At 47.2% G+C, this 25,322-nt stretch carries 20 protein-coding genes; 16 read left to right on the top strand and 4 right to left on the bottom strand.

Annotation, left to right across the window (positions count from 1 at the left end):
* The first annotated feature begins 48 nt into the window (after window positions 1-48).
* Window positions 49-540 (top strand): hypothetical protein, encoded by a 492-nt coding sequence (locus tag ACR1R9_RS11740; protein ID WP_076288625.1) that lies wholly within the window; start codon window positions 49-51, stop codon window positions 538-540.
* Window position 541: 1 nt separating this feature from the next.
* Here ACR1R9_RS11740 and ACR1R9_RS11735 read toward each other — a convergent pair whose 3' ends face one another.
* The 4 genes from ACR1R9_RS11735 to ACR1R9_RS11720 all read right to left on the bottom strand — a co-directional run bounded on the left by ACR1R9_RS11735 (window position 542) and on the right by ACR1R9_RS11720 (window position 4,840).
* Complete coding sequence (locus ACR1R9_RS11735; protein WP_433923637.1) at window positions 542-1,510, bottom strand: hypothetical protein; 969 nt, start codon at window positions 1,508-1,510, stop codon at window positions 542-544.
* Entirely contained in the window at window positions 1,488-2,078 is a 591-nt protein-coding gene (locus ACR1R9_RS11730; protein WP_076288627.1) for an RNA polymerase sigma factor, read from the bottom strand. The genes ACR1R9_RS11735 and ACR1R9_RS11730 overlap by 23 nt, the downstream gene beginning before the upstream one ends.
* Before the next feature lie 213 nt (window positions 2,079-2,291).
* Window positions 2,292-3,524 (bottom strand): aminopeptidase, encoded by a 1,233-nt coding sequence (locus ACR1R9_RS11725; protein ID WP_433923638.1) that lies wholly within the window; start codon window positions 3,522-3,524, stop codon window positions 2,292-2,294.
* An 83-nt stretch (window positions 3,525-3,607) separates the two neighbouring features.
* On the bottom strand, window positions 3,608-4,840 hold the full coding sequence (locus ACR1R9_RS11720; RefSeq protein ID WP_099853969.1) for an aminopeptidase: 1,233 nt from the start codon (window positions 4,838-4,840) through the stop codon (window positions 3,608-3,610).
* Window positions 4,841-5,054: 214 nt separating this feature from the next.
* Here ACR1R9_RS11720 and ACR1R9_RS11715 point away from each other — a divergent pair, with 214 nt between their 5' ends.
* From ACR1R9_RS11715 to ACR1R9_RS11645, 15 genes are all read left to right on the top strand, one after another.
* Window positions 5,055-5,321 (top strand): hypothetical protein, encoded by a 267-nt coding sequence (locus ACR1R9_RS11715; RefSeq protein ID WP_433923639.1) that lies wholly within the window; start codon window positions 5,055-5,057, stop codon window positions 5,319-5,321.
* Between the two features lie 184 nt (window positions 5,322-5,505).
* Window positions 5,506-6,315, top strand: a complete 810-nt coding sequence (locus ACR1R9_RS11710; protein ID WP_433923640.1) for an MBL fold metallo-hydrolase — start codon at window positions 5,506-5,508, stop codon at window positions 6,313-6,315.
* A gap of 213 nt (window positions 6,316-6,528) precedes the next feature.
* Window positions 6,529-7,539, top strand: a complete 1,011-nt coding sequence (locus tag ACR1R9_RS11705) for an aldose 1-epimerase (protein WP_163754218.1) — start codon at window positions 6,529-6,531, stop codon at window positions 7,537-7,539.
* 225 nt (window positions 7,540-7,764) lie between these two features.
* On the top strand, window positions 7,765-9,153 hold the full coding sequence (gene fumC, locus ACR1R9_RS11700; RefSeq protein ID WP_076288632.1) for a class II fumarate hydratase: 1,389 nt from the start codon (window positions 7,765-7,767) through the stop codon (window positions 9,151-9,153).
* A gap of 178 nt (window positions 9,154-9,331) precedes the next feature.
* The gene (locus ACR1R9_RS11695) at window positions 9,332-12,076 is read left to right on the top strand and encodes a CHASE3 domain-containing protein (RefSeq protein ID WP_175382887.1); all 2,745 of its coding nucleotides are present in this window, start codon (window positions 9,332-9,334) and stop codon (window positions 12,074-12,076) included.
* A 256-nt stretch (window positions 12,077-12,332) separates the two neighbouring features.
* A complete protein-coding gene (locus tag ACR1R9_RS11690; protein WP_433923641.1) occupies window positions 12,333-13,955 on the top strand; it encodes a PucR family transcriptional regulator in 1,623 nt (540 codons plus the stop codon).
* 253 nt (window positions 13,956-14,208) lie between these two features.
* Window positions 14,209-15,753 (top strand): factor-independent urate hydroxylase, encoded by a 1,545-nt coding sequence (gene pucL, locus ACR1R9_RS11685; RefSeq protein WP_433923642.1) that lies wholly within the window; start codon window positions 14,209-14,211, stop codon window positions 15,751-15,753.
* Window positions 15,753-16,130, top strand: a complete 378-nt coding sequence (uraH, locus tag ACR1R9_RS11680) for a hydroxyisourate hydrolase (RefSeq protein ID WP_099853961.1) — start codon at window positions 15,753-15,755, stop codon at window positions 16,128-16,130. The genes pucL and uraH overlap by 1 nt, the downstream gene beginning before the upstream one ends.
* A gap of 40 nt (window positions 16,131-16,170) precedes the next feature.
* On the top strand, window positions 16,171-17,577 hold the full coding sequence (gene allB / locus ACR1R9_RS11675) for an allantoinase AllB (protein ID WP_433948955.1): 1,407 nt from the start codon (window positions 16,171-16,173) through the stop codon (window positions 17,575-17,577).
* A complete protein-coding gene (locus ACR1R9_RS11670) occupies window positions 17,574-18,887 on the top strand; it encodes a Zn-dependent hydrolase (protein WP_433923644.1) in 1,314 nt (437 codons plus the stop codon). The genes allB and ACR1R9_RS11670 overlap by 4 nt, the downstream gene beginning before the upstream one ends.
* 6 nt (window positions 18,888-18,893) lie before the next feature.
* Window positions 18,894-20,135, top strand: coding sequence for a pyridoxal-phosphate-dependent aminotransferase family protein (locus ACR1R9_RS11665; protein ID WP_433923645.1), 1,242 nt, complete (start codon window positions 18,894-18,896; stop codon window positions 20,133-20,135).
* Entirely contained in the window at window positions 20,129-21,727 is a 1,599-nt protein-coding gene (gene ggt, locus ACR1R9_RS11660; protein WP_433920975.1) for a gamma-glutamyltransferase, read from the top strand. Before ACR1R9_RS11665 ends, ggt begins: the two co-directional genes overlap by 7 nt.
* 107 nt (window positions 21,728-21,834) lie before the next feature.
* A complete protein-coding gene (locus ACR1R9_RS11655; RefSeq protein ID WP_433920976.1) occupies window positions 21,835-23,157 on the top strand; it encodes a 5'-deoxyadenosine deaminase in 1,323 nt (440 codons plus the stop codon).
* Between the two features lie 129 nt (window positions 23,158-23,286).
* Window positions 23,287-24,462 carry an XdhC family protein gene (locus ACR1R9_RS11650; protein WP_433920977.1) on the top strand — a complete coding sequence of 392 codons (1,176 nt, stop codon included), beginning with the start codon at window positions 23,287-23,289 and terminating at the stop codon, window positions 24,460-24,462.
* The gene (locus tag ACR1R9_RS11645) at window positions 24,428-25,072 is read left to right on the top strand and encodes a nucleotidyltransferase family protein (RefSeq protein WP_433920978.1); all 645 of its coding nucleotides are present in this window, start codon (window positions 24,428-24,430) and stop codon (window positions 25,070-25,072) included. Before ACR1R9_RS11650 ends, ACR1R9_RS11645 begins: the two co-directional genes overlap by 35 nt.
* Window positions 25,073-25,322 lie beyond the last annotated feature (250 nt).

Genomic DNA, 25,322 nt, shown 5'->3' with positions numbered 1-25,322 from the left:
TTTAATACTTACACAAAATCAAATTTGGAAAATGAAGGGTGGATACATATGCGGAAATTAAGAATAACGTCCATGCTGAAAGTCATGATTGTTGCAGCACTAACGGCACCCATAATTCTTGCGCTACCAACCGAAGAGGTTGCTGTTGCCAGTCCAAGTATCCAGCCTCACGCGCTTACTCCACCGCCACCGCCTTTGGAACCAAGTATTCATGCACTGACTTCCCCAAAATATATTTATCAGGCAGAGGGGACGGTTATACCTGGAGGGGGGCTGACTGCGGTTGTAAATACAACAACAACGACCTTCTCGGAAATGAAATCGCTGCAAGTCGATTATCGACTTGAACGCTGGACGGGATCGGCCTGGATTCTCTATCAATCCGGTTCCAAGAAGAAAACCCAAACGCAGACCCTGAATGCCCAATCGAGCTGGACCGTGATAACCGGCTATTACTATCGAGTCGTCAGTCTTCACACGGCCGATGATGGGGTCAAGCCTGAGACGACAACACATATTTCAAGCAATGTATTATTTTAATTTACTTGCGAGTACTACCTGGAAATTTTTGTTCCTGCAGGTCGTTGGCAATGGCAGTCATCTCTTCTTCCGAGACGGTTCCGAATAAGCTCATATTGACAGAACCCATCATCCATTGAAAGGTATTATAGGGGGGACCGAGGTACATAAATGCATCGCTGCCATCAGCCAATTTGACGATACTTGTTTCGCGAAGCATGGGCCCCTCAATGACCTGACCAGGCGAAACATAGGCATAATCAAACTGAATGACTTCTTCTTCACCATTTTTGCCTTCGCCGCTATAACGAACCCTCATTCGTTGAGATTCGTAATAATCTTCCGGATTGACGGGATTGAGGGTATCCAGCATGAGCTCAAATTTGATCTTTGTAAACCGCTCGGGAATCGCTTTTGATAACAAAAAATCACCCATAAATCCCGAGCGTGCTATTTCCTTGGTTACAACAATAGGTTCAAGTAAATGTGATGTCTCATAGAAGGGGAGAACAATATCTTCATCCTCTTCTGGTTCGTCTCCAGAATAGAATTTGGGAGCTTCATTAACTCCTCGTTCAGGAGGTGGAGGGGTCTTAGCTGTCGACGGATCAGCGCCAAAATGAGTAGTGCGATCCTCAATAACAATGGATTTCATCCCATTGCCCCATTCCTTGATCGATTGTACAAAAGGGGAGACGGCTTGCGTCCCGGTAGGCATACTGAAGATGACGGCGCCGATGGTCACGGACGCAGCCACAATAACAGATAAACGTATGGTGCGCATTCTTTTCTTGCGTGCGCCAACCCGGGAAATTTCCTTTTGAACTCGGAGCCAGGATTGACGCATAGGTTCGGTGTTGGAAGCAGGGGTGGCAGATGCAGCCTGATGGAAGGCTTCGTCAAAAGCCATATCAAACGCGGCATCGAAAAAATCGTCTTCCAGCTCTGAATCGAATGAATCAATATGCTTATCGGATTTGCCTTTGCTCAATACTTCCACCCCATTCCTTATGTAATTTCTTTTTGATACTTCCGCGGGCTCTGAACAAACGTTGCTTCACAATTTCTTCGGATGTATCAAGCAGATCGGCCATTTCCCGATAGGAAAGACCCTCTTTCCAGCGTAGCTCCACAAGTACACGGTATTCCGGCTTAAGCTGTTCCAGATAGAATTCGATGGATTCCTGCATCATTTGAGTCTCCACCGTGCTCTCTACGGAAGCGGCCGTCTGATTAATTGTCTCCATATCTATAAAAACACTATCCGTATCCAGTTGGTTACGGTTATTTTTATTTTTTCTCAGATAATTAATGGCGGTATTCCGTGTGACAACCTTCAGCCATGCTTTCAGTTTGACTTCGTTGTCGAAGAGAGGTTTGTTTTTAATGATTTTAATAAAAGCTTCCTGAATGATATCTTCTGCTGCTGCACGTTCTTTGATGATGTAAACGATGAGACCATGTACCATATTATAGTATTCGTAGTACACTTCTTCTTGAAGCTGCGGGCCCAAATTATGGAAATCTGAGGCTAAGAGTAATTGGAGCCGATTGGCCATGATGTTCTCCTTTCTGGTGAACAATCCACAAACATTGGTATCATTTCATTTTACAACATTATATGGAAGCGATACAATGGGAGGTTAGTCTGACAGAAGCAGAAAAAGTATAGCCGAAATAGAAAGAGGCCGCCTCACTAACCACTAAATCATGGTCAGTAGGGCAGCCTCTATGAGTTACTTAATAATCGCAGAATAACAGGTACAAATGGCTTAGAAAGCCCAGTCACCGTTCAGGAAGATGGCTTCACGCTCACCATTCGCTGTCACGCCATAAATATTCGTTTCCGGCGATCCCATCATGAAGTCTACGTGAGTAATGCTGGAGTTCATGCCGCGAGCTGCAAGCTCCTCGGTTGACAAGGTTTTGCCACCATCGATATTGAAGGCATAGGAACTACCGATAGCGAGGTGACATGAAGCATTCTCATCATATAGCGTTGTGTAATAGAGAATACCACTTTCCGAGATTGGAGAATGGAAGGGCACCAAAGCGACTTCACCGAGATAATGGGAACCTTCATCCATATTGATGAGTCTTTCTAGTGTATCTTGACCTTCTTCGGCGTGGAAATCAATGATGCGTCCTTTTTCAAACGTAAGAGAGAAGCGATCAATGATACTTCCGCCATAACTGAGTGGTTTGGTGCTGGACACTTTACCGTTCACCCCAAATTTGGCTGGTGCTGTGAATACTTCCTCTGTCGGGATGTTGGCCACAAAACGAGTGCCTTGTTCATTAATGCTGCCCGCTTGCGCCCAAATGTGCCCTTCAGGAAGATCAACGGTAAGGTCGGTTCCCGGTGAGACAAAATGCAGAGTTTTATATTTTTTGCTGTTCAGGGCAACTGCTTTGTGCTCCAAACGCTCAATATGCTGCTCCCAAGCCGCTACAGGATCTTCCAGATCAGCTCTTACAGCAGCAAAAATGGCTTCCCAGAGCTGTTTCATCTGCTCAGCAGGGGGAAGGTCAGGGAATACTTTGGCGGCCCAATCCGGCGAAGGACAGGCTACTCCTGTCCAGCTCATTTTGTCTGCCTGCTGATACTGACGATATTTGGACATCGCCTGACCGTATGTACGCTGATGAGTGGAAATGCGTTCTGGATCGATGCCTTTTAGCAGGTCCGGGCTGGATGACAATACGGTCAAGAACGCAGCATTGTTCGCTGCCAGCTCCTCAAGCTCAGCGGCATGCCATTTCGGTACATCTTGGAAGGAGTCCTCAGGGGCCATTTCAAACCGCAGTCGATTGACAGTTTCGTCTCCATATTTGATGATAACTTTCTTTGCTCCGGCCTCGTAGCCTTTGCGCACCAACAAACGCACGAATTCAGCTGTATCAATCATCGCGCTGATAACGAAGATTTGTCCGGGCTGAACGTTGGCTCCAACTTTTACAGCCAGTTCAGCATAACGATCCAGTTTTTGTTCAAAACTCAACATATCAAGTTCCTCCATATCATGAATGCCCCGCATACGCAGGAAAAGAGAGGAGTGACCCTCTCTCTCATTTACACTATTTTAAATTAGAAAGCCCAGTTGCCTTGAAGGAAGATTGGCTCTTCACTACCTTCAGAAGTAACACCGTGAATGTTCATTTCTCCTGATCCAATCATGAAATCCACATGAGTGAGACTGGAGTTCATGCCATGGCTGATCAATTCCTCTTTGGACATCGTTTTGCCGCCTTCCAGACAGAAGGCATAGGCGTTCCCGATAGCCAAATGGTTGGATGCATTTTCATCAAAGAGGGTGTTGTAGAACAAAATATTCGTGTCTGAAATTGGCGATTGATGTGGAACGAGAGCTACTTCACCCAGATAATGTGCGCCTTCATCCATTTCAATCAAGCTTTTCAATGAATCGAGTCCTTGTTCGGCAGTATAATCGACAATTCGGCCATTTTCGAAAGTGATGGAGAAGCCGTCGATCAGGTTGCCGCCATAGCTCAGTGGCTTGGTGCTGCGAACTGTTCCGTTAACTCCAGTTTTCAGTGGAGCTGTGAACACTTCCTCTGTAGGCATATTAGCAACGAAGACATGTCCCTGCTCATTGATGCTACCACCGGATACCCACAGATGTCCTTCAGGAAGCTCTATTGTCAGGTCTGTGCCAGGTGCAGTATAGTGAAGCTTTTTGTATTTTTTCTCGTTAAGCAGATCTGCACGGGAGTCGAGATTCAGCAAATGTGTTTTCCATTCTGCGACAGCATCCTGCTCACCGATACGAACGGTTTTGAAGATGACATCCCATAATTTATCAATTTGCTGCTGTGCCGGAAGATCAGGGAATACTTTGGCCGCCCATTCAGGGGAAGGAACGGCCACAATGGACCAGCTGAATTTGTCTGCCATCTGATAGGAACGATATTTCTCCATCGCTTTACCACGAACTTTCTGACTAGTCACGATGCGTTCTTGAGGAACGCCTGCAAGCAGATCCGGATTTTCTGCAATAACATGCAGAATGGCGGCACCTTCTTCTACGAGTTCAGTCATTTCTCCGGCAAACCATTTTGGTTCAATAGAGAAGGATTCTTCTGGTGCGAGATCATAATGAAGACGTGTAATAACCTCATCGCTCCAGTTTACTTTGACCAGCTTGGCACCTGTGCCATAAGCAGCTTTGACGATTAGGCGTACAAAATGTGCTGCCGAGATTGGTGCGTTCACGACGAGAGTCTGCCCAGGATGGACATTAACACCGACTTTGACAGCCAGTTCGGCATATTGTTGTAAATTCGTTTCAAAATTGTTCATGCTATTTTTTCCTCCTGTTTGGTATAATGTCGTAGCTGTTTGTTATTATAGTCCTCATTACAGGTATGTAAGGAGTCAGTATGGTTCCCTCATTGAATAAGGTATACGTTGCTACGATATATATTGTACAATTAACCAATAATAATTACCAAACTAGGTTTACCATAAATTGTGGAGACCTGCAACTGAAGAGAGATTAAAGGAGAGAACGATTGTGAATATTGAGATTATTCGTGCAGAGATGCGTCGTGAAGATGAGAAGAATTATGTAGGTAATACGGTTTTTCGTACAGAAGGCGAAAAGTCAGTTTATGAGATTACGTTTATGAGCAAGAACGGCAAGGATTGGGACTATAGTCTGCATTTCACTGAACAATCCGGTGATGAAGATGAATTGTTGCGTATGGACGAGCTGCTGGAAAACGATGACGATATGTACAATCAGCTGCTTGATGCGGCACTGGACGCTTTCCCGGCATAATAGGATCGAGAGGTTCTTGTTCTAATATGGAATGTAGCTGATTATACTAGACGGTGTATGCCTGAAACAGGGCGTCCACCGTCTATTTTATTGGGAATAAGGAATAGTTACTCCAGAAAAGGGAAGTCTATGACAGATGAATGGAACCAGAGAGACAATCCGCCTGAATGGGAGGTAACCGTGAATGGCATCTGACAATCTGATTACAGCAGGAATGACGGGACTTGAAGAAGTCGCGCACGATATCCTCAGTCTGCGTACACTGTTCGTTAATGTTTTGTTCATCGGGGAGCCTGGAAGCAGGAACTGGGTGCTCGTGGACACTGGAATGGCGAGTTTCACTGATCAGATTCTTCATGTTGCAACTGAACGCTTTCCTGGTCCACCGTCTGCGATTATTTTGACACATGGTCATTTTGATCACGTCGGGACCGTCATCGAACTGGAACAATTCTGGGGCGTCCCAGTGTACGCACACCCGCTGGAACTGCCTTATTTGACAGGTGTGAAGGATTATCCTCCGGCCGACCCTACTGTTGGTGGCGGTTTGATGGCACGACTGTCATTTGCTTACCCTAATGAAGCTATTAATCTGGATGATCGGATATTCAGTCTGCCGGATGATCATTCCATCCCAGGTGTTTCTGGCTGGGAATGGTTGCATACACCAGGTCATACACCGGGCCATGTGTCGCTATTTCGAAAAGAAGACCGTACACTGATTGCAGGAGACGCGATCGTCACCGTGAAACAGGAATCGCTCTGGAGTGTGCTGCTTCAGGACAAACAGTTGCACGGTCCACCGGCGTATTTCACGACGGATTGGCAAGCGGCTCATCGATCAGTTCAGCATATTCGTCGACTGGAGCCCATAGTTGCTGTTACCGGGCACGGACATTCCTTAACCGGAGAAATGCTGAGAGATTCGCTGGAGCGACTCGATCTTGATTTTGAACAGACCGCCGTTCCGGATCACGGCAAATATGTGGATTAATAGAGCAGATGCCATACATGGGTATTCCATTGAAATCTGGAATGATTCATTACGGCAGCATAAGGGGATGGAGACAGCCACGGAGCATCGTAGCTGTCTTTTTTGTCGTTCCATCATGAATTTGTTCTCTATCATAGATTGGTATTTTGTGCCCGGTCATGATATAGTCGAGCCGTATAATATAACCTTAGTATGCAGGAGGTACATATAACGATGACACAGCAAAATGCAGCTTTCGAAGAACAATTTGGAGGTATACCAGCCGTCTGGCTTCGTTTTAATCAATTCGAAGCGGCAGTTATTCCGAGTGTGGGTGCCAACCTGGTCGCTTTCCGTGATACAGAGCAGGGATTCCGTTATTTGCGGGAGCCAGACCAGGAACAGATGGATGAATTTATGGCTGCACCTGCCGTATACGGTATTCCGATTCTTTCCCCACCAAATCGCTATGAGGATGGTCGCTTCCCCTGGAATGGTGAAGTTTATCAACTACCTATAAACGAACCAGCTACAGGCAACCACCTGCATGGATTCCTGCATGATGCCGAGTGGAAGGTTGATGGGTTCGGTTCTGACGAGTTGGAGAGTTATGTTGTGCTCAGTCAGGAAGTGAAGGAAGGACATGAGTTCTACAAATACCTGCCGTTCACCTTCACAGTGACGCTCCGTTACTCGCTAAGTAGTCTGGGACTTCAGCAGCAATTGAATGTTCGGAATAACGGGAAGGAACGTATGCCGAACCTGTTCGCATTCCATACAGCCATTAGCGTACCTTTTGCACCGGAAAGCCAGGCATCCGATTACACCGCCAAAATAACGATTGGTCAGCGTCGTGAATTGAATGAACGTTCTTTACCTACAGGACAATTTCAACCGCTTACACCAGAGGAAGAGCAATTAAAGGAAGAGGGCGTTAGTCCGTTTTTTGCAGCCATGGACAACCACTACACGGCTGAACCACAGAACGGTCGCAACTATATGGAGCTTACTGATCATCGTACCGGTGACAAGCTGGTATATGATGTAGGGACTTCGTACAAGCACTGGATGATCTGGAATAACAATATGGCTGGCGGATTCTTCTGTCCTGAGCCACAGATGAACCTCGTTAACGCCCCGAATGTACAAGGCATTCCTGCTGAAGAGATCGGTCTGATTGGTCTTGAGCCGGGCGAATTATTCGAGCAAACCAGCCGTCTATATCCGATCAAAGCTCAAAAATAAATACTCAAGCACTTTGCTTCACGCTTACATTTTTGTCGAAAAGGTGAAAATTGCACAGGCAATCATGTATAATATGACAAGATACACAAGCTTTGCTCATAAAAAGCATTTTGCATAAATCCCAAAAATGACTTTGGAATCAACAGATGTAAGATGCTGTGAAGAAAAGAATGTATACGTATTTTTTTAGAGACCCAAACCATCTTTTTGGAGGAGGAAAAGCAAGTGGAATACCGCATTGAGAAAGATACGTTAGGTGAAATGAAAGTACCAGCCGACAGGCTGTGGGGAGCTCAAACGCAACGCAGTAAGGAAAACTTTCCGATTGGTCGCGAGCATATGCCGATGGAAGTCGTGCGTGCTCTTGCCATTTTGAAAAAAAGCGCTGCAGCTAGTAACCATAAATTAGGTAAATTGTCCGCTGCCAAATCGGATGCGATCGCTTATGCCGCTGATGAAATTATTGCAGGTCGGATTGATGATCATTTTCCTCTCGTGGTATGGCAGACGGGTAGCGGAACACAGTCCAACATGAACGTAAACGAAGTCATTGCCAATCTGGGTAACCAGTTGCTTGAACAAAAGGGCAAGGAAGAACGTCTGCATCCGAATGATGATGTAAACATGTCCCAAAGCTCTAATGATACATTCCCAACGGCTCTGCATGTTGCAGGAGTACTTGCTGTTGAAGATCAACTCTTGCCGGCAATCGCGGTGCTGAAATCCACTTTTGCAGACAAATCGGAACAATTCAAAGATATTATCAAAATTGGACGTACTCATCTTCAGGATGCAACGCCAATTACACTCGGTCAGGAGATCAGCGGCTGGGAAGCGATGCTCGATAAGAGTGAACGTATGATCCGCGATAGTGTGAATTATATGAAAGAACTCGCAATTGGTGGTACAGCTGTGGGAACCGGAATTAATGCACATCCTGACTTTGGTGATTATACAGCCAAGGAAATTGGCAAGCATACCGGCAAGGATTTTGTATCCGCACCTAACAAATTCCACGCACTTACAAGTCATGATGAAGTGGTCTATGCTCACGGTGCAGTTAAAGCGCTTGCAGCTGACTTGATGAAAATTGCCAATGATGTTCGCTGGCTGGCTAGTGGCCCACGCAGCGGTCTGGGAGAGATTCGTATTCCGGAGAACGAACCGGGCAGTTCCATTATGCCAGGTAAAGTGAATCCAACTCAGAGCGAGGCGATGACCATGGTGGTTACGCAAGTCATGGGGAACGACGCTGCGATTGGCTTCGCGGCAAGTCAGGGTAACTTCGAGTTGAATGTGTTCAAACCGGTTATTATCTATAACTTCCTGCAATCTGTCCAGCTCCTTGCTGATTCCATTGTTGCATTCAATGATAAATGTGCGGTGGGTATTGAGCCTAACCTCGGCCAGATTGAACACAATTTGAATAACTCGCTTATGTTGGTTACCGCTCTTAATCCGCATATCGGATATGAGAATGCAGCCAAAATTGCCAAGCTTGCGCATAAGGAAGGACTGTCTCTGAAAGAAGCAACATTGCAGACAGGTCTGCTTACGGAAGAGCAATTCGATCAGTATGTTGATCCAGCGAAAATGATTGCCCCGAAAGCTTAATCAGTCATTATCATGCGAACTTCATTCCAATAAACAAGCGACCTGCATACGCAGGTCGTTTTTTAACTCGTGCGGTTCTTGAACTAATGCTTGTCAGTAAATACGTATACATATAAACTACATATGCGACTGTTTTTTTAATTGATCGGAATTGTTTATTTCATTGGAGGTTTCTGCGTTGTCGAAAAAGAGAAGATTTACGATACGCTCCAAAATTCTATTGGGCTATCTAGTGGTTGTGTTGTTATTTGGTGCCGTTTTGCTGGTGTTATCTGCCCAAATTGATGCATCGCAGAAGGAAATCGATTTTATCAGCCACCACGACCTGGAAGTGCATAACCTGACCAATGCAATTGAGAAAAATGTTCTGAATATGGAAACAGGACAGCGGGGATTCATGATCACCGGGGAAGAAAGTTATTTGGAGCCATACAACCAAGCGCTAACCCAGTGGAACTCCAATTATGCCGAACTGTATGAGCTGGTTAGTGATAACCCATCCCAGCAGATGACTCTGGAAACCATCAAAACACATATTGTCCGCTGGATTGATGTTGCCGGATCAGCCTCGGTGGCCCTAAAGAGACAAGGAGATCAGGATAAAGTCATTGAATTTTTCCATTCCGATCCAGGGAAAGGCGAAATTGATCTGTTAAGATCCGAGTTCGAGAACTTCCGCAATACAGAGTTGCGACTGACGGAAAGCCGGGTGACCGAGCTCGCAGCACGAAGCTCCACATTGCTTACCATTATGTATACCTTATGGGCTGCCGTTGCCGGACTATCTGTTGCTGCAGCGCTCGTCATTTCGGGCAATATCGTCAAGACCCTGCGTGAAGTCAAACATACCATTAGCGACATATCTCAAGGCGGCAATCTCACACAGCGTATTATTGTCCGTACACAAGATGAGGTCGGTGATTTAGGTAAAGAGACGAACTTATTGCTGGATACGGTACAGGAACAGAATCGACTTAAAGATCAGGTTGCCAGCATTGCTACACTCTTGCAGAACCCTGCAAGTTTGGAGGGACTGTCACGGTTGTTCCTAAATCAAGTCGCGATCCTGCTAGAAGCCCCTTATGGCGTGTTATATGCGATGAAAGAGAACCGTCTCATTCGTGTAGCTGCGTATGCGGCAGATGGAGAGAAAGAGCGTTCCCTCGGTAAAGTATCCGTTGCACCGGGTGAGGGATTAGTCGGTCAGAGTGCGATTGAGAAGCGAGTTTTGCAGATGAACGACTTGCCTCAAAATTATATTCGCATCTCATCGGGACTTGGTGATGCGTCAGCTGCATCACTCACGGTAGCCCCGGTGGTATTTGAAGGTAAAACGATAGCTGTAATCGAACTGGCCTCTATGAAGCAGATCGAACCAAAGGAAACAAAGTTGCTAACCGAACTGATCGAAATCTTCGGCGTCTCGCTTCATTCCACCGTAACACGCATGGAATTACAGCATTTGTATGATGAATCACAGGTGTTGAATGAAGAATTGCAGACACAATCGGAGAAACTGCAGGCACAGACAGAAGAGATGGTGTCCCAGACTGAAGAATTACATATGCAGACAGAGGAACTGCACATGTTGAACGAGCGTCTGGAAATGCAGAAAAATGCGGCTGAGACCTCTGCTAGCGAACTTGCAGAAGTAGCCGATCAGTTAAGGACAAGCTCTGGTTATAAGTCTGAGTTCCTGGCGAATATGTCCCATGAACTGCGTACCCCGCTGAACAGTATGCTAATTCTGTCCGAGATTTTGGCTGAGAACAAACATCAGCACTTAAATAGTGAAGAACAGAAATATGCTTCGGTGATCCATGCATCAGGTAAGGACCTGTTGAATCTGATTAACGACATTCTCGACCTTTCCAAAGTGGAGGCTGGGGAGATGGAAGTGGATTTGGATGATGTCTATCTTGGAACCCTGCCGGAAGCGATGAATCAATATTTCCTGAAAACGGCTGAGCAAAAAGGAATTGATTTCCGGATTCAGCTTCAAAGCCCTCTGCCGGAAACGATTGTTTCCGACGAGATGCGGTTACACCAGATTTTACGGAATTTGCTATCCAATGCATTTAAATTCACCAATGAAGGGGAAGTAGCCTTAACCATCTCCAGAGTGAGTCTGTCCAATCCTGAAACGAACGGAGCAGAGACGGATGTCATAGCCTTCTCGGTTAGTGATACCGGGATTGGCATTGCGGACAGCAAACTGCTGCAGATCTTTGATGCCTTCAAACAGGCGGATGGAGCCACCGCCCGAAAATACGGTGGAACTGGACTGGGACTGTCGATCTCTCAATCTCTTGCCAATCTGTTGGGAGGATCAATCTCGGCAACTAGTCGCGAAGGGCAAGGAAGTGTCTTCACCTTATTCCTCCCACTTAGAAGGGAAGAGCCTGAGGTTATGCAAAACTCCAGATTGTTCTTGAACGAGGTAGCCGTGACTGCTCCTGAAACAAACAAATTCTCAGGCGAGAATTCAACAAACGTCGAGATGTTATTGACGCCACTTGAAGAATCATTATTGAATGGCCGCCAGGTTCTTGTTGTCGATGATGATATTCGAAATGTGTATGCCTTGGCAAATGCCCTTGAGCAGTATGACATGAAGGTGATTACAGCTCAGAATGGCTACGAGTGTCTGGAGATGTTAGAGAGCGGAGAAGCGAACCCGGATATTATCTTGATGGATATCATGATGCCAGAGTTGGATGGATATGAAACTACTCGCCAAATCCGTGAGAGATTAAATCTCAAAAAGCTCCCTATTATTGCTTTGACTGCCAAAGCCATGAAAGAAGATCGTGATAAATGTATTGCGGCAGGAGCCTCAGATTATATTAGCAAACCTCTCAATATGAAAGAGGTACTGTCCCGGATGAAATTGTGGCTGAGTCACGAAACATTGGGAATCTGATCCTTTCCGTTTGTAATTCAACATGTATCAACTCGAAAATAAAACCTATGCCAGTTGCGGAACGATTGCTGCAATTGTGTCATGGGTTTTATTTTTTTCTCATGTAAGCTATTTAAAAGAAAATGATGTTATAATACTTAACAATAATCAAGGTTAATTTCAATAAAATGGTTAAAACCAAGTGTATAACCTTTGTTTAAGTCCAAATAAAGGATATAAACCGCTTTATGCGTTATATATATGGGAGGTAATGTCCATGCAGCTTACGGTTAAAGAGGCTTTACAGGTGTACCCGTTGTCTGAGGCCAGATTGGTTGCAGGTGGGGAAGGGACTTCACGGATGATGAAATCCGTTAACGTCATGGACGCTCCAGATATAGCGGATTGGATCAAATCCGGAGAATTGCTTTTCACAACCGCATTTATTATGAAAGACAGCGAGACCGATGCACTTCGTTTGATGCGCCGCCTGAACGAACGTGGTTGTGCCGGATTAGGCATTAAATTGGGCCGTTTCTGGCAGGCCATTCCTCAAGGAATTATCGAGGAAGCAGATCGACTGCGATTACCGCTGCTGGAACTGCCGTTCCAGTTTACATTTTCCGACCAAATGAATGCGTTATTCAGGGCTGAACATGAACGCAGCAATCGTTTACTGCACGAGGTGGTGCAGAAACAGAAAAAATTGATGCACTTTGCATTGCAACAGCAACAGCATCGTAATGTATTTGCCGAACTGGCTACCGTGTTGAATTATCCGCTTGCGGTAATTGGTTCCCGCGGCCATGTACTGTATGGCAGCGAAGGCATTGCGGGAGATGCAGTAGTGCAGGGGTGGCCTTGGAAGTCTGTCATGCACCGAGTGAAATGGAATCAGGCAAGCTGCCACCGGGTACCAATCAAGCAGAATGATGAAGAATACGGATTTTTGCTCGTCTTTACAGACTCGGCGCTGTCACTTAGAGCGGAGGAAGAATTGTTTCAGCAGGCTGCGGATGTCCTGGCATTCTATATGGATATGACCTATCGTGAACACATTAACCCCACCGTTCAGGATGAGATGCGTACGCTGTTAACCCAATATCTAGATAACAAAATGACGGTAGATGAACTCACCAAGCTCAGCGAAAATAAAGGGGTTCATTTGTTCCAGGGGACCTATCAATGTGTGTTGATCACACTGGAACCGTCTGTTTTTGCAGAAGGAAAGCTGCTGAAGCAGATCCACCGCGAGTTGCAGTACAACCCACTTATGCAGTTCACAGCCTCACAGCATTTTCAGATTGAAGATGGCATACTATCCATCTATACCTGTCCAACAGGGCGGGATTATGGAGAGGAATTATCAGCATTCCTGCTGAATCGGTTCGGTGATGTTCTTGCAGCACAGGAAGCCAAGGGAGCATCTGCACCACGGTTTTGGATCAGCAAAATGAAGCATGAACCGAAGTCGCTGCGCGAGGCCTATCAGGAATGTCTGGATACCCGTCAACTGGCTCGCCGATTCGGTATGAAAGATCGGGCTCTCCAGTTCGAGATGCTGGAATTCGCCTATGTATTCCAACATGTTCCGGATAACATTATGGAGAATTATTGCAATAAAGTACTTGAGCCTTTACTGGCGAGGGACGGCGATCCCAATCAGGTACTAATGAATACGTTGGAATCTTTTATCGAGAATGATGGACTTATTAACGAGGCTGCGAAGCAACTGTTTGTGCATCGGAACACCGTTACCTATCGAATGGAGAAAGTCGGAAGTTTGCTGCAAATGGACTTTAAGAAGACTAATGATCTGCTAAAACTAAAGCTGGTGTTCACCTTCCGCAAGTTTGTGCGGGATAAAACCTCGGCAAGACCTCATTCGCATAATCATTAATCCGACGGCAGGCCCAATTAATAAGTAGGTAATGATCTTAACCCTTATTCCGAACAAGGTTTGTGCAGCATGACAATGAAGCAAACGTGTCAGATAAAACCGTATTTCCTTTGGGGAAGTGCGGTTTTTTTGCGCTTTTCATTACATTTGAACAATCAATTCCCGTGCACTACTAACAAATCACATAACTGATGTTATGTTATATTACAAAATTGCGCAAATATTGTTGTCGCAGTACGATGAGGCACTTAAAATGAAGAACAACATTCCACAGAAGACCGGAGGTTCTAACATGGGCGATTTCATTAAACTCGTTAACAGCTGGTCTATTACACAGTTCGTGCATACGTTTGGCGGACTATTCGAAGAATCACCTTGGGTGGCGGAGCGTTCTTGGCCTTCACGACCATTCGACTCTTTTGAACACATGATGAATGTAATGAAAAACGTAGTTCAGACATCCGATGAAAGGGTCAAGTTGCAGTTGCTTTGCAATCACCCGGATCTCGGTGCACGAATCAGCATGAGCAGCAATTCCGTTCAGGAACAGGCTGGTGCAGGGCTTAATTCACTTTCGGCGGAGCAATATAACGAGCTTAGTAAATTAAATAAAGAATATACAATCCAATTCGGCTTTCCTTTTATATTGGCCGTGAAAGGTCATACAGCACAGTCCATCTTGGAGTCCATGCGGAACCGCAATAGGAGAGGAAGAGAGGAAGAATTCCAGACCGCCTTGAAGGAAGTGTTCAAGATCGCTTCTATTCGATTGGAGCAGTGGCTGGTACAGGTTGGTCATAAAGATGAATTTGGATGTAAGCCATCCGAAGTAAAGCAGCGGACCATGTATTACGGCAAAGGTGATGTATGGATGTACCGCTCATACGCCAAACCCTTGACGGGTATTCAGGCCATACCGGAATCTCCATTTACCGGACGCAATAATATCCTGTTCGGATTAAACATTAAAGTAGCCGTGCAAGGCGACGAATTTCTGCCTTCTTTTATCGAAGGAGATAATTCTCTCGTTGTTGCAACGGATTCAATGAAGAATTTCATCCTGAAACATGCTGCGGATTACTACGGAGCTACGGTGGAAGGTTTTCTCGCTTACGTCAGTCGACATTTTCTGGAGACATATCCGCAGATGACCAAAGTGCAAATGACGGCAGATCAGATTCCTTTTGAAGATGTGCTTGTTCGCAGAGAAGGAAGCCTTCGTGCAAGTGAGCTGGTATTCCGTTATTCCCAGAATGATCGGGCGACAGCTGCACTTGAAGCGCAGCGAAAAGGAAATCAGGTCGAGCTAAGCAATCATTTCAGTGGTGTCGCAGATATCAGGCTGATTAAGGTCAAAGGCAGTGAATTTGCCGGTTTCGTCAAGGATGAGTACACGACCTTACCTGAGACATGGGATCGTCCACTGTTCATTTTCCTGAATATCAATTGGCGTTACGAAGACCCGAGAGATGGCATGGATGATCAGCGCGGACGTTATGTAGCGGCGGAGCAGGTAAGAGATGTAGCTGCTGCCGTATTCCATGCGTGTCGTTCGGCATCCATTCAGCATCTGATTTATCAGATTGGACTTAGGCTCTTGCGTCGATTTGGACAGCTTAGTGAGGTTTCATTCGAATCCAACAATCGGACATGGGAAACGGTGCTGGAGGAAGTAAAAGAAGGAGAAGGTAAAGTATTTACCGAGGCCAGACCTGCTTATGGGTTTCAGGGCTTCTCAATGACAAGGGATGATCTAGAGGATGACCATTGGGGCTCAAAGAAAGAAAGGGAGGCATGATGTCGGTGGCTGGTGGACGGATTACTACGCATGTGCTGGATACTTCCAAGGGCGTTCCGGCCGCAGGTGTGCGGATTGAACTTTTTGTATTGCATAGGGATGGCGAGAAGGAAAACAAAATGAAAGTTGCTGAATCGGTGACTAATAGCGATGGGCGTTTGGATGCACCGTTGCTTGAAGGAGGGAAGCTTGAGCAAGCGGTCTACGAGCTTCAGTTCAACGTTGAGGGTTATTACGCACAGCGATCTCTTGAAGAATTGGGGCAGGCATTATGGACGGTTGTACCGATTCGGTTTGCCGTTTCCGATGCTGCAAGTCACTACCACATTCCTTTGTTGATTGCGCCAGGAGGTTACAGTACATACCGGGGAAGCTGAAATATACGAATCCGGTTCTGATCAGGGGAGGGTCATCCATATGACAATATTAGACACGATCATCCGGGGGGCCCGGGTTGTATTGAGAGATAGCGTGGAAGAGCTGGATATTGGGATTACTGGTGAAAAAATATCAGCTTTGTCCTCACACCTGGTGGGTGATGAAGATACTGAAATAATAGAAGCAATTGGCCTCACAGTGATGCCGGGGGCTGTGGACATTCATGTTCACTTTAATGAACCTGGACTCGCGAGCTGGGAGGGTTTCAAATCGGGATCCGCATCACTGGCTGCTGGTGGAATTACGACGTACGTTGATATGCCGCTTAATGGTGTCCCCCCAACGATAAGACCGGAGGCTTGGGAGTCGAAAATGAAAGCAGCCGACGGTCAATCCTATGTTGATTATACGTTCTGGGGAGGACTTGTTCCCGGCAATCGGAGTGAGCTTGCGCCTTTGGCTGATATGGGGGCGGCGGGATTCAAGGCATTTATGTCCGAACCTGGCGGAGAAGGGGAAGACATCTTCGCCAGAGCGGATGACGATACACTTTTGAATGGCATGTACGAGATCGCAAAACTAAACCGTGTGCTGGCGCTTCATGCCGAAGACGAGACGATGGTTGCTGAACTGGGGTCCAGAAGTATTGCAGATGGACGAATTGGCCCGATGGATTACGTGCAATCTCGCCCAGCAGAAGCAGAGGTTCAGGCGGTGTCACGAGCACTGCAATATGGGGAGCAAACCGGATGTGCACTGCATTTTGTTCATATCAGTACACGGGAAGCGCTTGATCTGATTGCAGAGGCAAAACAGCGCGGGTTGGATGTAACTTCTGAAACATGTCCCCATTACCTGACTCTGACAGAGGAGGATGTTGTCCGGTTGGGAGCTGTAGCGAAGTGTGCGCCACCTTTGCGAAGTATAGCTGAGCAAAATCGGTTATGGGATGCGCTGGGAGCAGGTCTGATTGATGTTATCGCATCCGACCACTCACCCTGTCCGCCATCGATGAAACAATCTGATAATTTCTTTGAAATCTGGGGTGGCATCTCGGGTGCGCAAAGCACGCTGCTGCTCATGTTGGAGGAAGGACATCTTCAGCGAAATGTAGCCCTTCCGCTGCTCGGAAAAGTTCTGGCTCTGCAACCTGCGAGAAGACTTGGGTTGGAGAGTAAAGGTGAGATAGCCATCGGTAAGGATGCGGATCTGGTACTAATTGATTGGGAGAAGAGTGCAACCTTAAATACGGATGATCTGCACTACACACATAAACAGAGTCCTTATGTGGGACGCACGTTTTCCTCCAGCATTGTAGATGTGTTCTGCCGGGGCACACGAGTATACAGTTCAAAAACAGGATTATCGGATGAACCTTTAGGACGGTTTATCCGTGCTAACTCATCTGTTCCGGTTGGTGTTGAAGGAACGGAGGGGGTGTCATGAACAACTTTGAAGGACACACATCGTCTGGAACGAAACGTCCCACCCAGCCTTTGCCGCAATTGGAGCAGGTGGAGATGAAAGGCATGCTTGAATGGTTATCCGCCTATGGCGCTGATGCCCAGGGTGGTGTGACACGTCTATTGTACGACCAAGCATGGTGTGAGGCACAGCATGCGCTTGCGGCAAAAATGCAGGAGAAAGGGTTGGCTCCTGAATTCGATCAATCGGGCAACCTGTATGGAACTCTGCACGGTAGAGGTATGGGTTCAGAAGTGGGAAAAGGAATGGAAGAGGCACCGATTGTTACGGGGTCCCATATCGATACTGTGGTGCATGGTGGAAAGTATGACGGCGCATATGGCGTAGTTGCGGGAGTGCTCGCGCTAGAGTATCTGCAAAAAAATTTTGGAGTACCCAAACGAACGCTTCAAGTCGTGTCCTTATGTGAGGAAGAAGGTAGTCGATTCCCCTTCGCTTATTGGGGATCACGGAGTATAACGGGGGTAAGCGGGCTGGAAGAAGTTCAACATTTGAAGGATCAGGAGGGCATTACCTTTGCACAGGCAATACATGATGCAGGCTTTGGACCAGATAGTAGCTATAGAACGGCTTCACACACATACGGTGCGTTTATAGAACTTCATATCGAGCAAGGTCAGGTCCTTGAACAATTGGGCCATTCGATCGGTATTGTATCGGATATTGTAGGCCAGAAACGCTTTAGCATTACAGTAAGTGGCGTAGCTAATCATGCCGGAACTACACCGATGGCCTGGCGCAAGGATGCACTTGCAGGTGCATCCGAGATGATTACAGCCGTAAGAAACATTGCGCTTGAAGCGGGAGAACCACTTGTAGCCACAGTGGGACGAATAACAGCCGATCCGGGTGTGGGTAACGTCGTTGCATCCCGGGCCGTATTCTCGCTCGATATCCGGCATATCAGGCAAGAGAGCATTGATCGATGCTGGCACAATATGCTACAGGAATTTAGCAGAATCGCAGCCGAGCAACAGCTCGGACTGAACTGGGAGGAGCACTTGTCTGTCACACCTATTCCGATGAACGAACAGATTACGTCAGACATTCGTGATATTTGTGAAGTGGAGCAATTATCCTATATGCACTTGCCAAGCGGCGCAGGACATGATTCGCAGATCTTTCAGCCGGCTTGTCCTACAGCGATGATCTTTGTACCAAGCCAAGATGGCATTAGCCATAATCCCCTTGAATATACAGCTGAAGAGGACCTGATGAAAGGTTTCCGGGTTCTGGTTCAGTTACTCTATAAATACGGTTACGGGAGTTGAGTGAAGATGTCCAACTATAAAGAATTGTCCCCGTCCTTGCGGACGATCATGACACCGGGGCCAGTTGAAGTCGACCCAAGAGTTCTGAGGGCATTATCCTTCCCGATCCTGGGGCAGTTTGATCCGGAGTTCACTTCCCTGATGAATGAGACGATGGCCATGCTGCGTGAACTATACATGACAGACAATGAGTGGTGTTATCCGGTAGATGGTACATCCCGCTCAGGGATTGAAGCCGTGCTGGTCAGTCTGATTCAGCCAGGGGACAAGGTGCTCATCCCCATCTATGGACGTTTCGGACATCTATTGGTTGAAATTTCGGAGCGATGTGGTGCCGAGGTTATCTTTTTTGAAACAGAGTGGGGAACGGTATTTGATCCCGAAGAAGTTATTAAGGCGATCCATGCACATAAGCCGAGTTTGGTTGCGATGGTTCACGGTGAGACATCAACCGGGCAAATGCAGCCTCTCGCCGAGATTGGCAAAGCCTGCCGTGAACTCGATATTTTACTTGTGGTTGATGCGGTTGCCACAATTGGCGGAACACCTGTCGAGACAGATGCCTGGCATCTGGATGCAGTCATGGGAGGAACGCAGAAGTGTTTGTCCGTTCCATCCGGGATGGCGCCATTAACGTATAACAGCCGTGTGGAGAAGAAACTGATGAGCCGCAAAACCGTCGAACGGGGCCTCCGCGATGCAACAAGTGCTCGGGCTGAAGGGCGCACAATTGCCAGTAATTATTTTGACCTGAGCCAATTGCAGGACTACTGGAGTTCGGCACGGTTAAACCATCATACAGAGGCTACTTCGATGCTCTACGGTCTTCACGAGGGACTACGAATTTTGCTTCAGGAAGGTCTGGATGCCCGTTTCCTGAGACATCGGATCAATGAACGTGCGTTAGTCGCGGGAATTCAGGGTATGGGGCTCAAACTGTATGGAGAGATGTCCAGTAAACTTCCAATGGTCACCTGTATCGAAATTCCGGAAGGCATAGACGGCGAGTTGGTACGCAGCATGCTTCTGAACGATTTCAGTATTGAAATTGCCAGTTCGTTTGGACCATTGAAAGGCAAGATTTGGCGTATTGGTACGATGGGATTCAGCTGCCAGCGCAAAAATGTACTCCATGTGCTGGGCGCACTGGAAGCTGTACTGTTGCGTCATCGTCACGCCTTGCCAGCAGGCGAGGCCGTACAGGCAGCGCTGGATGTGTATGCCGGGAAGGAGGGCGCCTTATGTTGAACCAGATGCCGATATCCAGGGAGGTGATGGTTACCTCCCCACATTATTTGGCGAGTGCGGTTGGCAGCTCAATGCTCCAGCAGGGTGGTAACGCTTATGATGCTGCTGTCGCTGTAAGTGCCGCGCTGGGCGTAGTCTACCCGCATATGACTGGACTTGGCGGAGATGCTTTCTTTCTGATTCACGACGGTGCAAGTGGTGACATAACGGCCTACAACGGTAGCGGTCGTTCAGCAGCAGGCATTCATGCCGACACGTTCAAAGCGATGGGGATGAGCGCCATTCCTCAGCGAGGTGTGCTTAGTGCAATTACCGTTCCTGGAATGGTAGATACATGGTGGGAAGTCTGGTCCCGCTATGGGAAGTTAAAGTGGGAACAGTTGCTTGAACCAGCTGCGCTATATGCGGAAAAGGGATGTCCTGTATCTCGAAATCTGCGCCTGTGGCTGGAACGTGATGAGAATTTCATTATGGGGCATTCACCGCTGCGAGCGGTATTTGCCCCTTTTGGTACACTTTTGCAGGAAGGGGATCTGCTCTTGCAGCCTGATCTTGCCTCTTCCATTCGCCTGATTCAGGCAGGTGGACGCGATGTTTTTTATACCGGGGAACTGGCAGAGCAGCTAACTTCGGCTATTCGTGAGGATGGCGGCATGCTTGCCCCAGCAGATTTCGCGGCTCACAAGGGAGAGTGGGTGAAGCCGATCACTACCGATTACCGTGGCTATCAAGTTCACCAGATGCCGCCGAATTCACAGGGCTTCTCGATGCTGATGATGTTGAATATGCTGGAACATATTGATCTATCTTCTGTGGCGCGCACGTCCCCCGAGTTTTATCATCTGATGGCTGAAGTGGTCAAAAAGGCATTTCGTGACCGTGATCGTTATCTCACAGACCCGGATTTCAGGGATATTCCGCTGGAAAATTTGTTGTCCAAGGTTTATGGAAATGAATTATGGAACGAGATTCAGTCCGCTCCACCTGCTGTGGCACAGCCTTTTCTGTCCAAAATGATGGGTCAGGATACGGCTTATGCGGCGGTTGTGGACAATGAAGGCAATGCCGTCTCGTTTATCCAGAGCCTGTACTTTGATTTTGGCGCTGCTTATGTGCCCGGGGATACGGGTGTGATCATGCAGAACCGAGGTTCCTTTTTCTCACTTGATCCGAAGGACGCTAACGTATTAGAACCAAATAAACGCTCATTCCACACCCTAATGCCGGGTCTTGTCACTCGTAACGGGAAACCTTATTTGCTCGTAGGCACGCAGGGTGGTGAAGGCCAGCCTCAGACACAGTTATCAGTTCTTACGGGTGTGCTGGACTATGGTCTGAACATTCAGGAAGCCATTGGGCTACCGCGTTGGGTGTATGGGCGTACCTGGAACGAGGAAGGCGACACGATGAGAGTGGAGAACCGCTATCATGACGACGTATGTGACACGCTTACCCGGTGGGGACATAACGTCGAAGCCAGAGCGCCGTGGGACGGGATTATGGGGCAGTCCCAAGGGATTGTCATCCGTGAAGATGGCATGATTAGTGGGGCAGCAGATCCCAGGGGAGATGGCATGGCTATCGGGTGGTAGCGTGATTTATGTAAAGCATCATGCATAGATCCAAAGAAGATCATCTTTAGAATGCAGGATCAGAATAAGTAAATTTACGCAGATAGATACGGATAGGGGAGATTATCATGGGAACGATCCTGCTAAAAGGTGCACAACTCGTCACAATGAATGCAGAAGAGGATGTATTTACGGGAGATTTGCTGATCGAGGACAATAAAATCAAAGAAATTGCGGAGCATATCGATGTTCAGGCAGATCAGGTCATTGATGCTCGAGGCAAAGTACTGCTTCCAGGTTTTATCCAGACGCATATTCATCTGTGTCAGACCTTGTTCCGTGGACGTGCGGACGACCTGGAACTGATGGATTGGCTTCGTCAACGCATTTGGCCGCTTGAGGCGGCGCATGATGAAGAGTCTGTCTATTACTCGGCGATGCTCGGCTTGGGCGAATTGATTTCCAGCGGTACAACAACGATTTTGGATATGGAGACCGTGCATCATACCGATTCGGCTTTTCAGGCGATGGCTCAGAGCGGCATTCGGGTGATTTCCGGCAAAATAATGATGGATCACGGGGATGAAGTTCCTGAACCGCTGCGTGAAAATACGGCTACCTCGCTGCAACAAAGTGTCGATTTGCTGGAGAAATGGAATGGATTCGGCGGTGGCCGCATTCAGTATGCGTTTTGTCCACGTTTTGTCGTCTCGTGCACCGAAGAATTATTGGTCGAGGTGCGTGACCTGTCGAATAATTACCATGTGAAAGTGCACACCCACGCCTCTGAGAATCGTGGCGAGATCGAACTGGTAGAACACGAACGTGGCATGCGCAACATTGTCTATCTGGATCATATCGGTCTGGCTACCCCAAGACTGGTGCTTGCCCACTGTGTGTGGCTGAGTGAGGAAGAGAAGGAGATTATTCGCAAACGCGGTGTAAAAGTCACCCACTGCCCTGGATCGAACATGAAACTCTCCTCGGGTATAGCGGATATTCCTGATCTGCTGAATCGCCAGATTGCGGTAGGGATTGGTGCCGATGGTGCGCCGTGCAACAACAATCTGGATATGTTCCAGGAAATGCGCCTGACCGCGCTCATTCAAAAGGTGCCTCACGGTCCAACAGTGATGGACGCCCGGACGGTGCTGCGCATGGCGACGATGGGTGGAGCAGAAGTGCTCGGAATGTCCAAGGAAATCGGCAGTCTGGAAGTGGGGAAAAAAGCAGATATGTTGCTGCTGGATCTGGATGATTTTCATACGTACCCTTCCTATGAGACTGATGTGTACTCCCGTGTAGTCTATTCTGCAACTCGCAGCTGTGTAGACACCGTTATTATTGATGGAAGCATCGTGCTCCAAAACCGGAAGATTCAAACGATTGATCGTGGTATCGTACTTCGTGAATCGGATAAAAGTATTGCAAGATTGATGAAACGCATCTAATCAAATGCAAACGGATGAAACTCATCCAATGGACTGTCTGAGCAGGAGTTAGACTTTCAATCTTCGCTAAAAAGGCTCAGAATCACTTCTACGGATTCGGATTCAAATCCCTGAAAGGATGGAGACGCCATGGAAATGCATGATATGTGTGCAATTGCAGCGCGGGAACCGCGCTGTGTTCTCGCAACAGCAGTTAAGGTAGAAGGTCATGCTTACCGTAAGCAAGGAGTCTCTATGCTTTTGACCGAAGAAGGTACGATGTATGGCAGCATCAGTCCAGGTTGTCTGGAGAGTGATCTGCAAGCTAGGGTGGACCGTGTGCTGGATACACAGCAGTTGGAATTCGTGGAGTATGATATGCGTCCCGAAGATGATCTGTCCTGGGGAGAAACCATTGGCTGTGGCGGATTAATTATAGTGCTGCTAGAGCCGGTATGTGGTAAACTCAGGTCGGTCATGTCCCATATGCATGCGTATTTTCAATGTGGCTCAGCTGTGGTACTAACCCGTTCATTCTACGATCATTACACCCAAATTCATTATTTGATTCAGCTCGCTGAGGATGAGGAAAGCCAGACATCATTATCTCATTCTCCAGTTGCCAAGGGAGCTTCTCTAGGGCCAATAAATACATTGATTACAGAGGATACACCGCGACTATCTTTAGTCGTTATTCATTCGTCTGAAGCTGACGCTGTCGCATCTAATTCTGGAGAGAGTGATCTTCAGAGGCATGGATTGAATGATGCAGAGCGGTGGGATGTTCCCCTCCAGATCTCTGCAAGATATGAGCCCAAATCCCGTCTAATTATCATTGGAGCCGGAAATGATGTGATTCCGGTCGCCCGTCTGGGCAAATCAGCAGGATTTCGTGTGCTCATAGCAGATTGGCGAGAAACCTTATGTACCGCTGAACGCTTTCCGGGGGTTGAACTTATTCATGGTTTCCCAAGTGAGATCATGCCTGTACTGGATATCCAAAGCGGGGATTATATCGTATTGATGAGTCATCAGTTTCCGAGAGAACGGGAATTTCTTGAATTACTTGAGGATCGAGATTATGCATATATCGGTATTATGGGCTCCAGAACACGGACAGCACGTTTGCTGAACGGTCTCCCCCCACTAAAACATCTGCATTCACCCGTTGGCTTGACCATTGGTGCTGACGGACCGGAAGAGATCGCAATCAGTATCGCAGCAGAACTTATTGCCTGTAAACGAGCTGCTGTTGCCGCAGAGCGTCGCAACGTACAGAGGGGGATTGCACATGCGACTGACAGGCATCGTGCTAGCGGCAGGTAAGAGCAGCCGAATGGGGCGGGATAAACTGTCTATCGTCATGCCTGATGGAAGATGTTTGGCTGCATGGACATTGGAAGCTGCATTGAATTCCGATTTGGAGAAAGTTATCTGTGTGGTCAAACCTGAGGATTCACTGGCATGGATTCCCTCCATCTGGCTCAATGAACCATCATATGGCGGTAATCTTGATATGAGGACGAAGCTACAGATTGCAATCTGTACCGACTATGCATACGGTATGGCCATGTCCCTTCATTGTGGCATTCTGTCTGCAATGGCATACAGACCAGAAGGTGTGATGATGATTTTGGCAGATCAACCACTATTGCAGGCACGAGATATTAACAGGGTTGCTGAATCGTTAGCCGTCAACAAACGGTGTGATTATGCAGCAGCTACGGATGGCAGTGGAGGTAAGCCTCCGGTCGCCTTTCGTGAACATATGCTGGGGCCTCTTTTGTCGCTCAGCGGAGATGAGGGGGCGCGAAAAATCATGCGTAATGCCAAGTATACAGGTACGCATGTATCGTTGTCTGATTTTAGCTTTTGGGATGCGGATACCGAACCAGAGCTGCAGCGTATTCTGGATTATGTGAATGGCATAAAATGAATGAAAATAGAAGGAGCGATTCCTTGTGTATTATTCCTTGAAGTAATGAGGTCAGCCAGACCATCTGGTTGGCCTCTTTATTGTTTTTTTATCTAATGGGTTATGAAGTAGCTTGTGTTAGCTTTGGGAGAGTTAATAATGCATCAGGCACAAATCAAAGAATCTATTTATACATTTATACAAAATGATGTGAAGATAATTGACCTTATTGCTGCAGTCCCATATGATTTGAAGAATTATTTGGATCATT

The sequence above is a fragment of the Paenibacillus taichungensis genome (genome assembly GCF_050994985.1).
In the GTDB taxonomy this organism is placed as follows: Bacteria; Bacillota; Bacilli; order Paenibacillales; family Paenibacillaceae; genus Paenibacillus; species Paenibacillus taichungensis.
The sequence above is the reverse complement of the archived record's forward strand: the minus strand, read 5'-3'. Positions and strand labels throughout refer to the sequence as shown.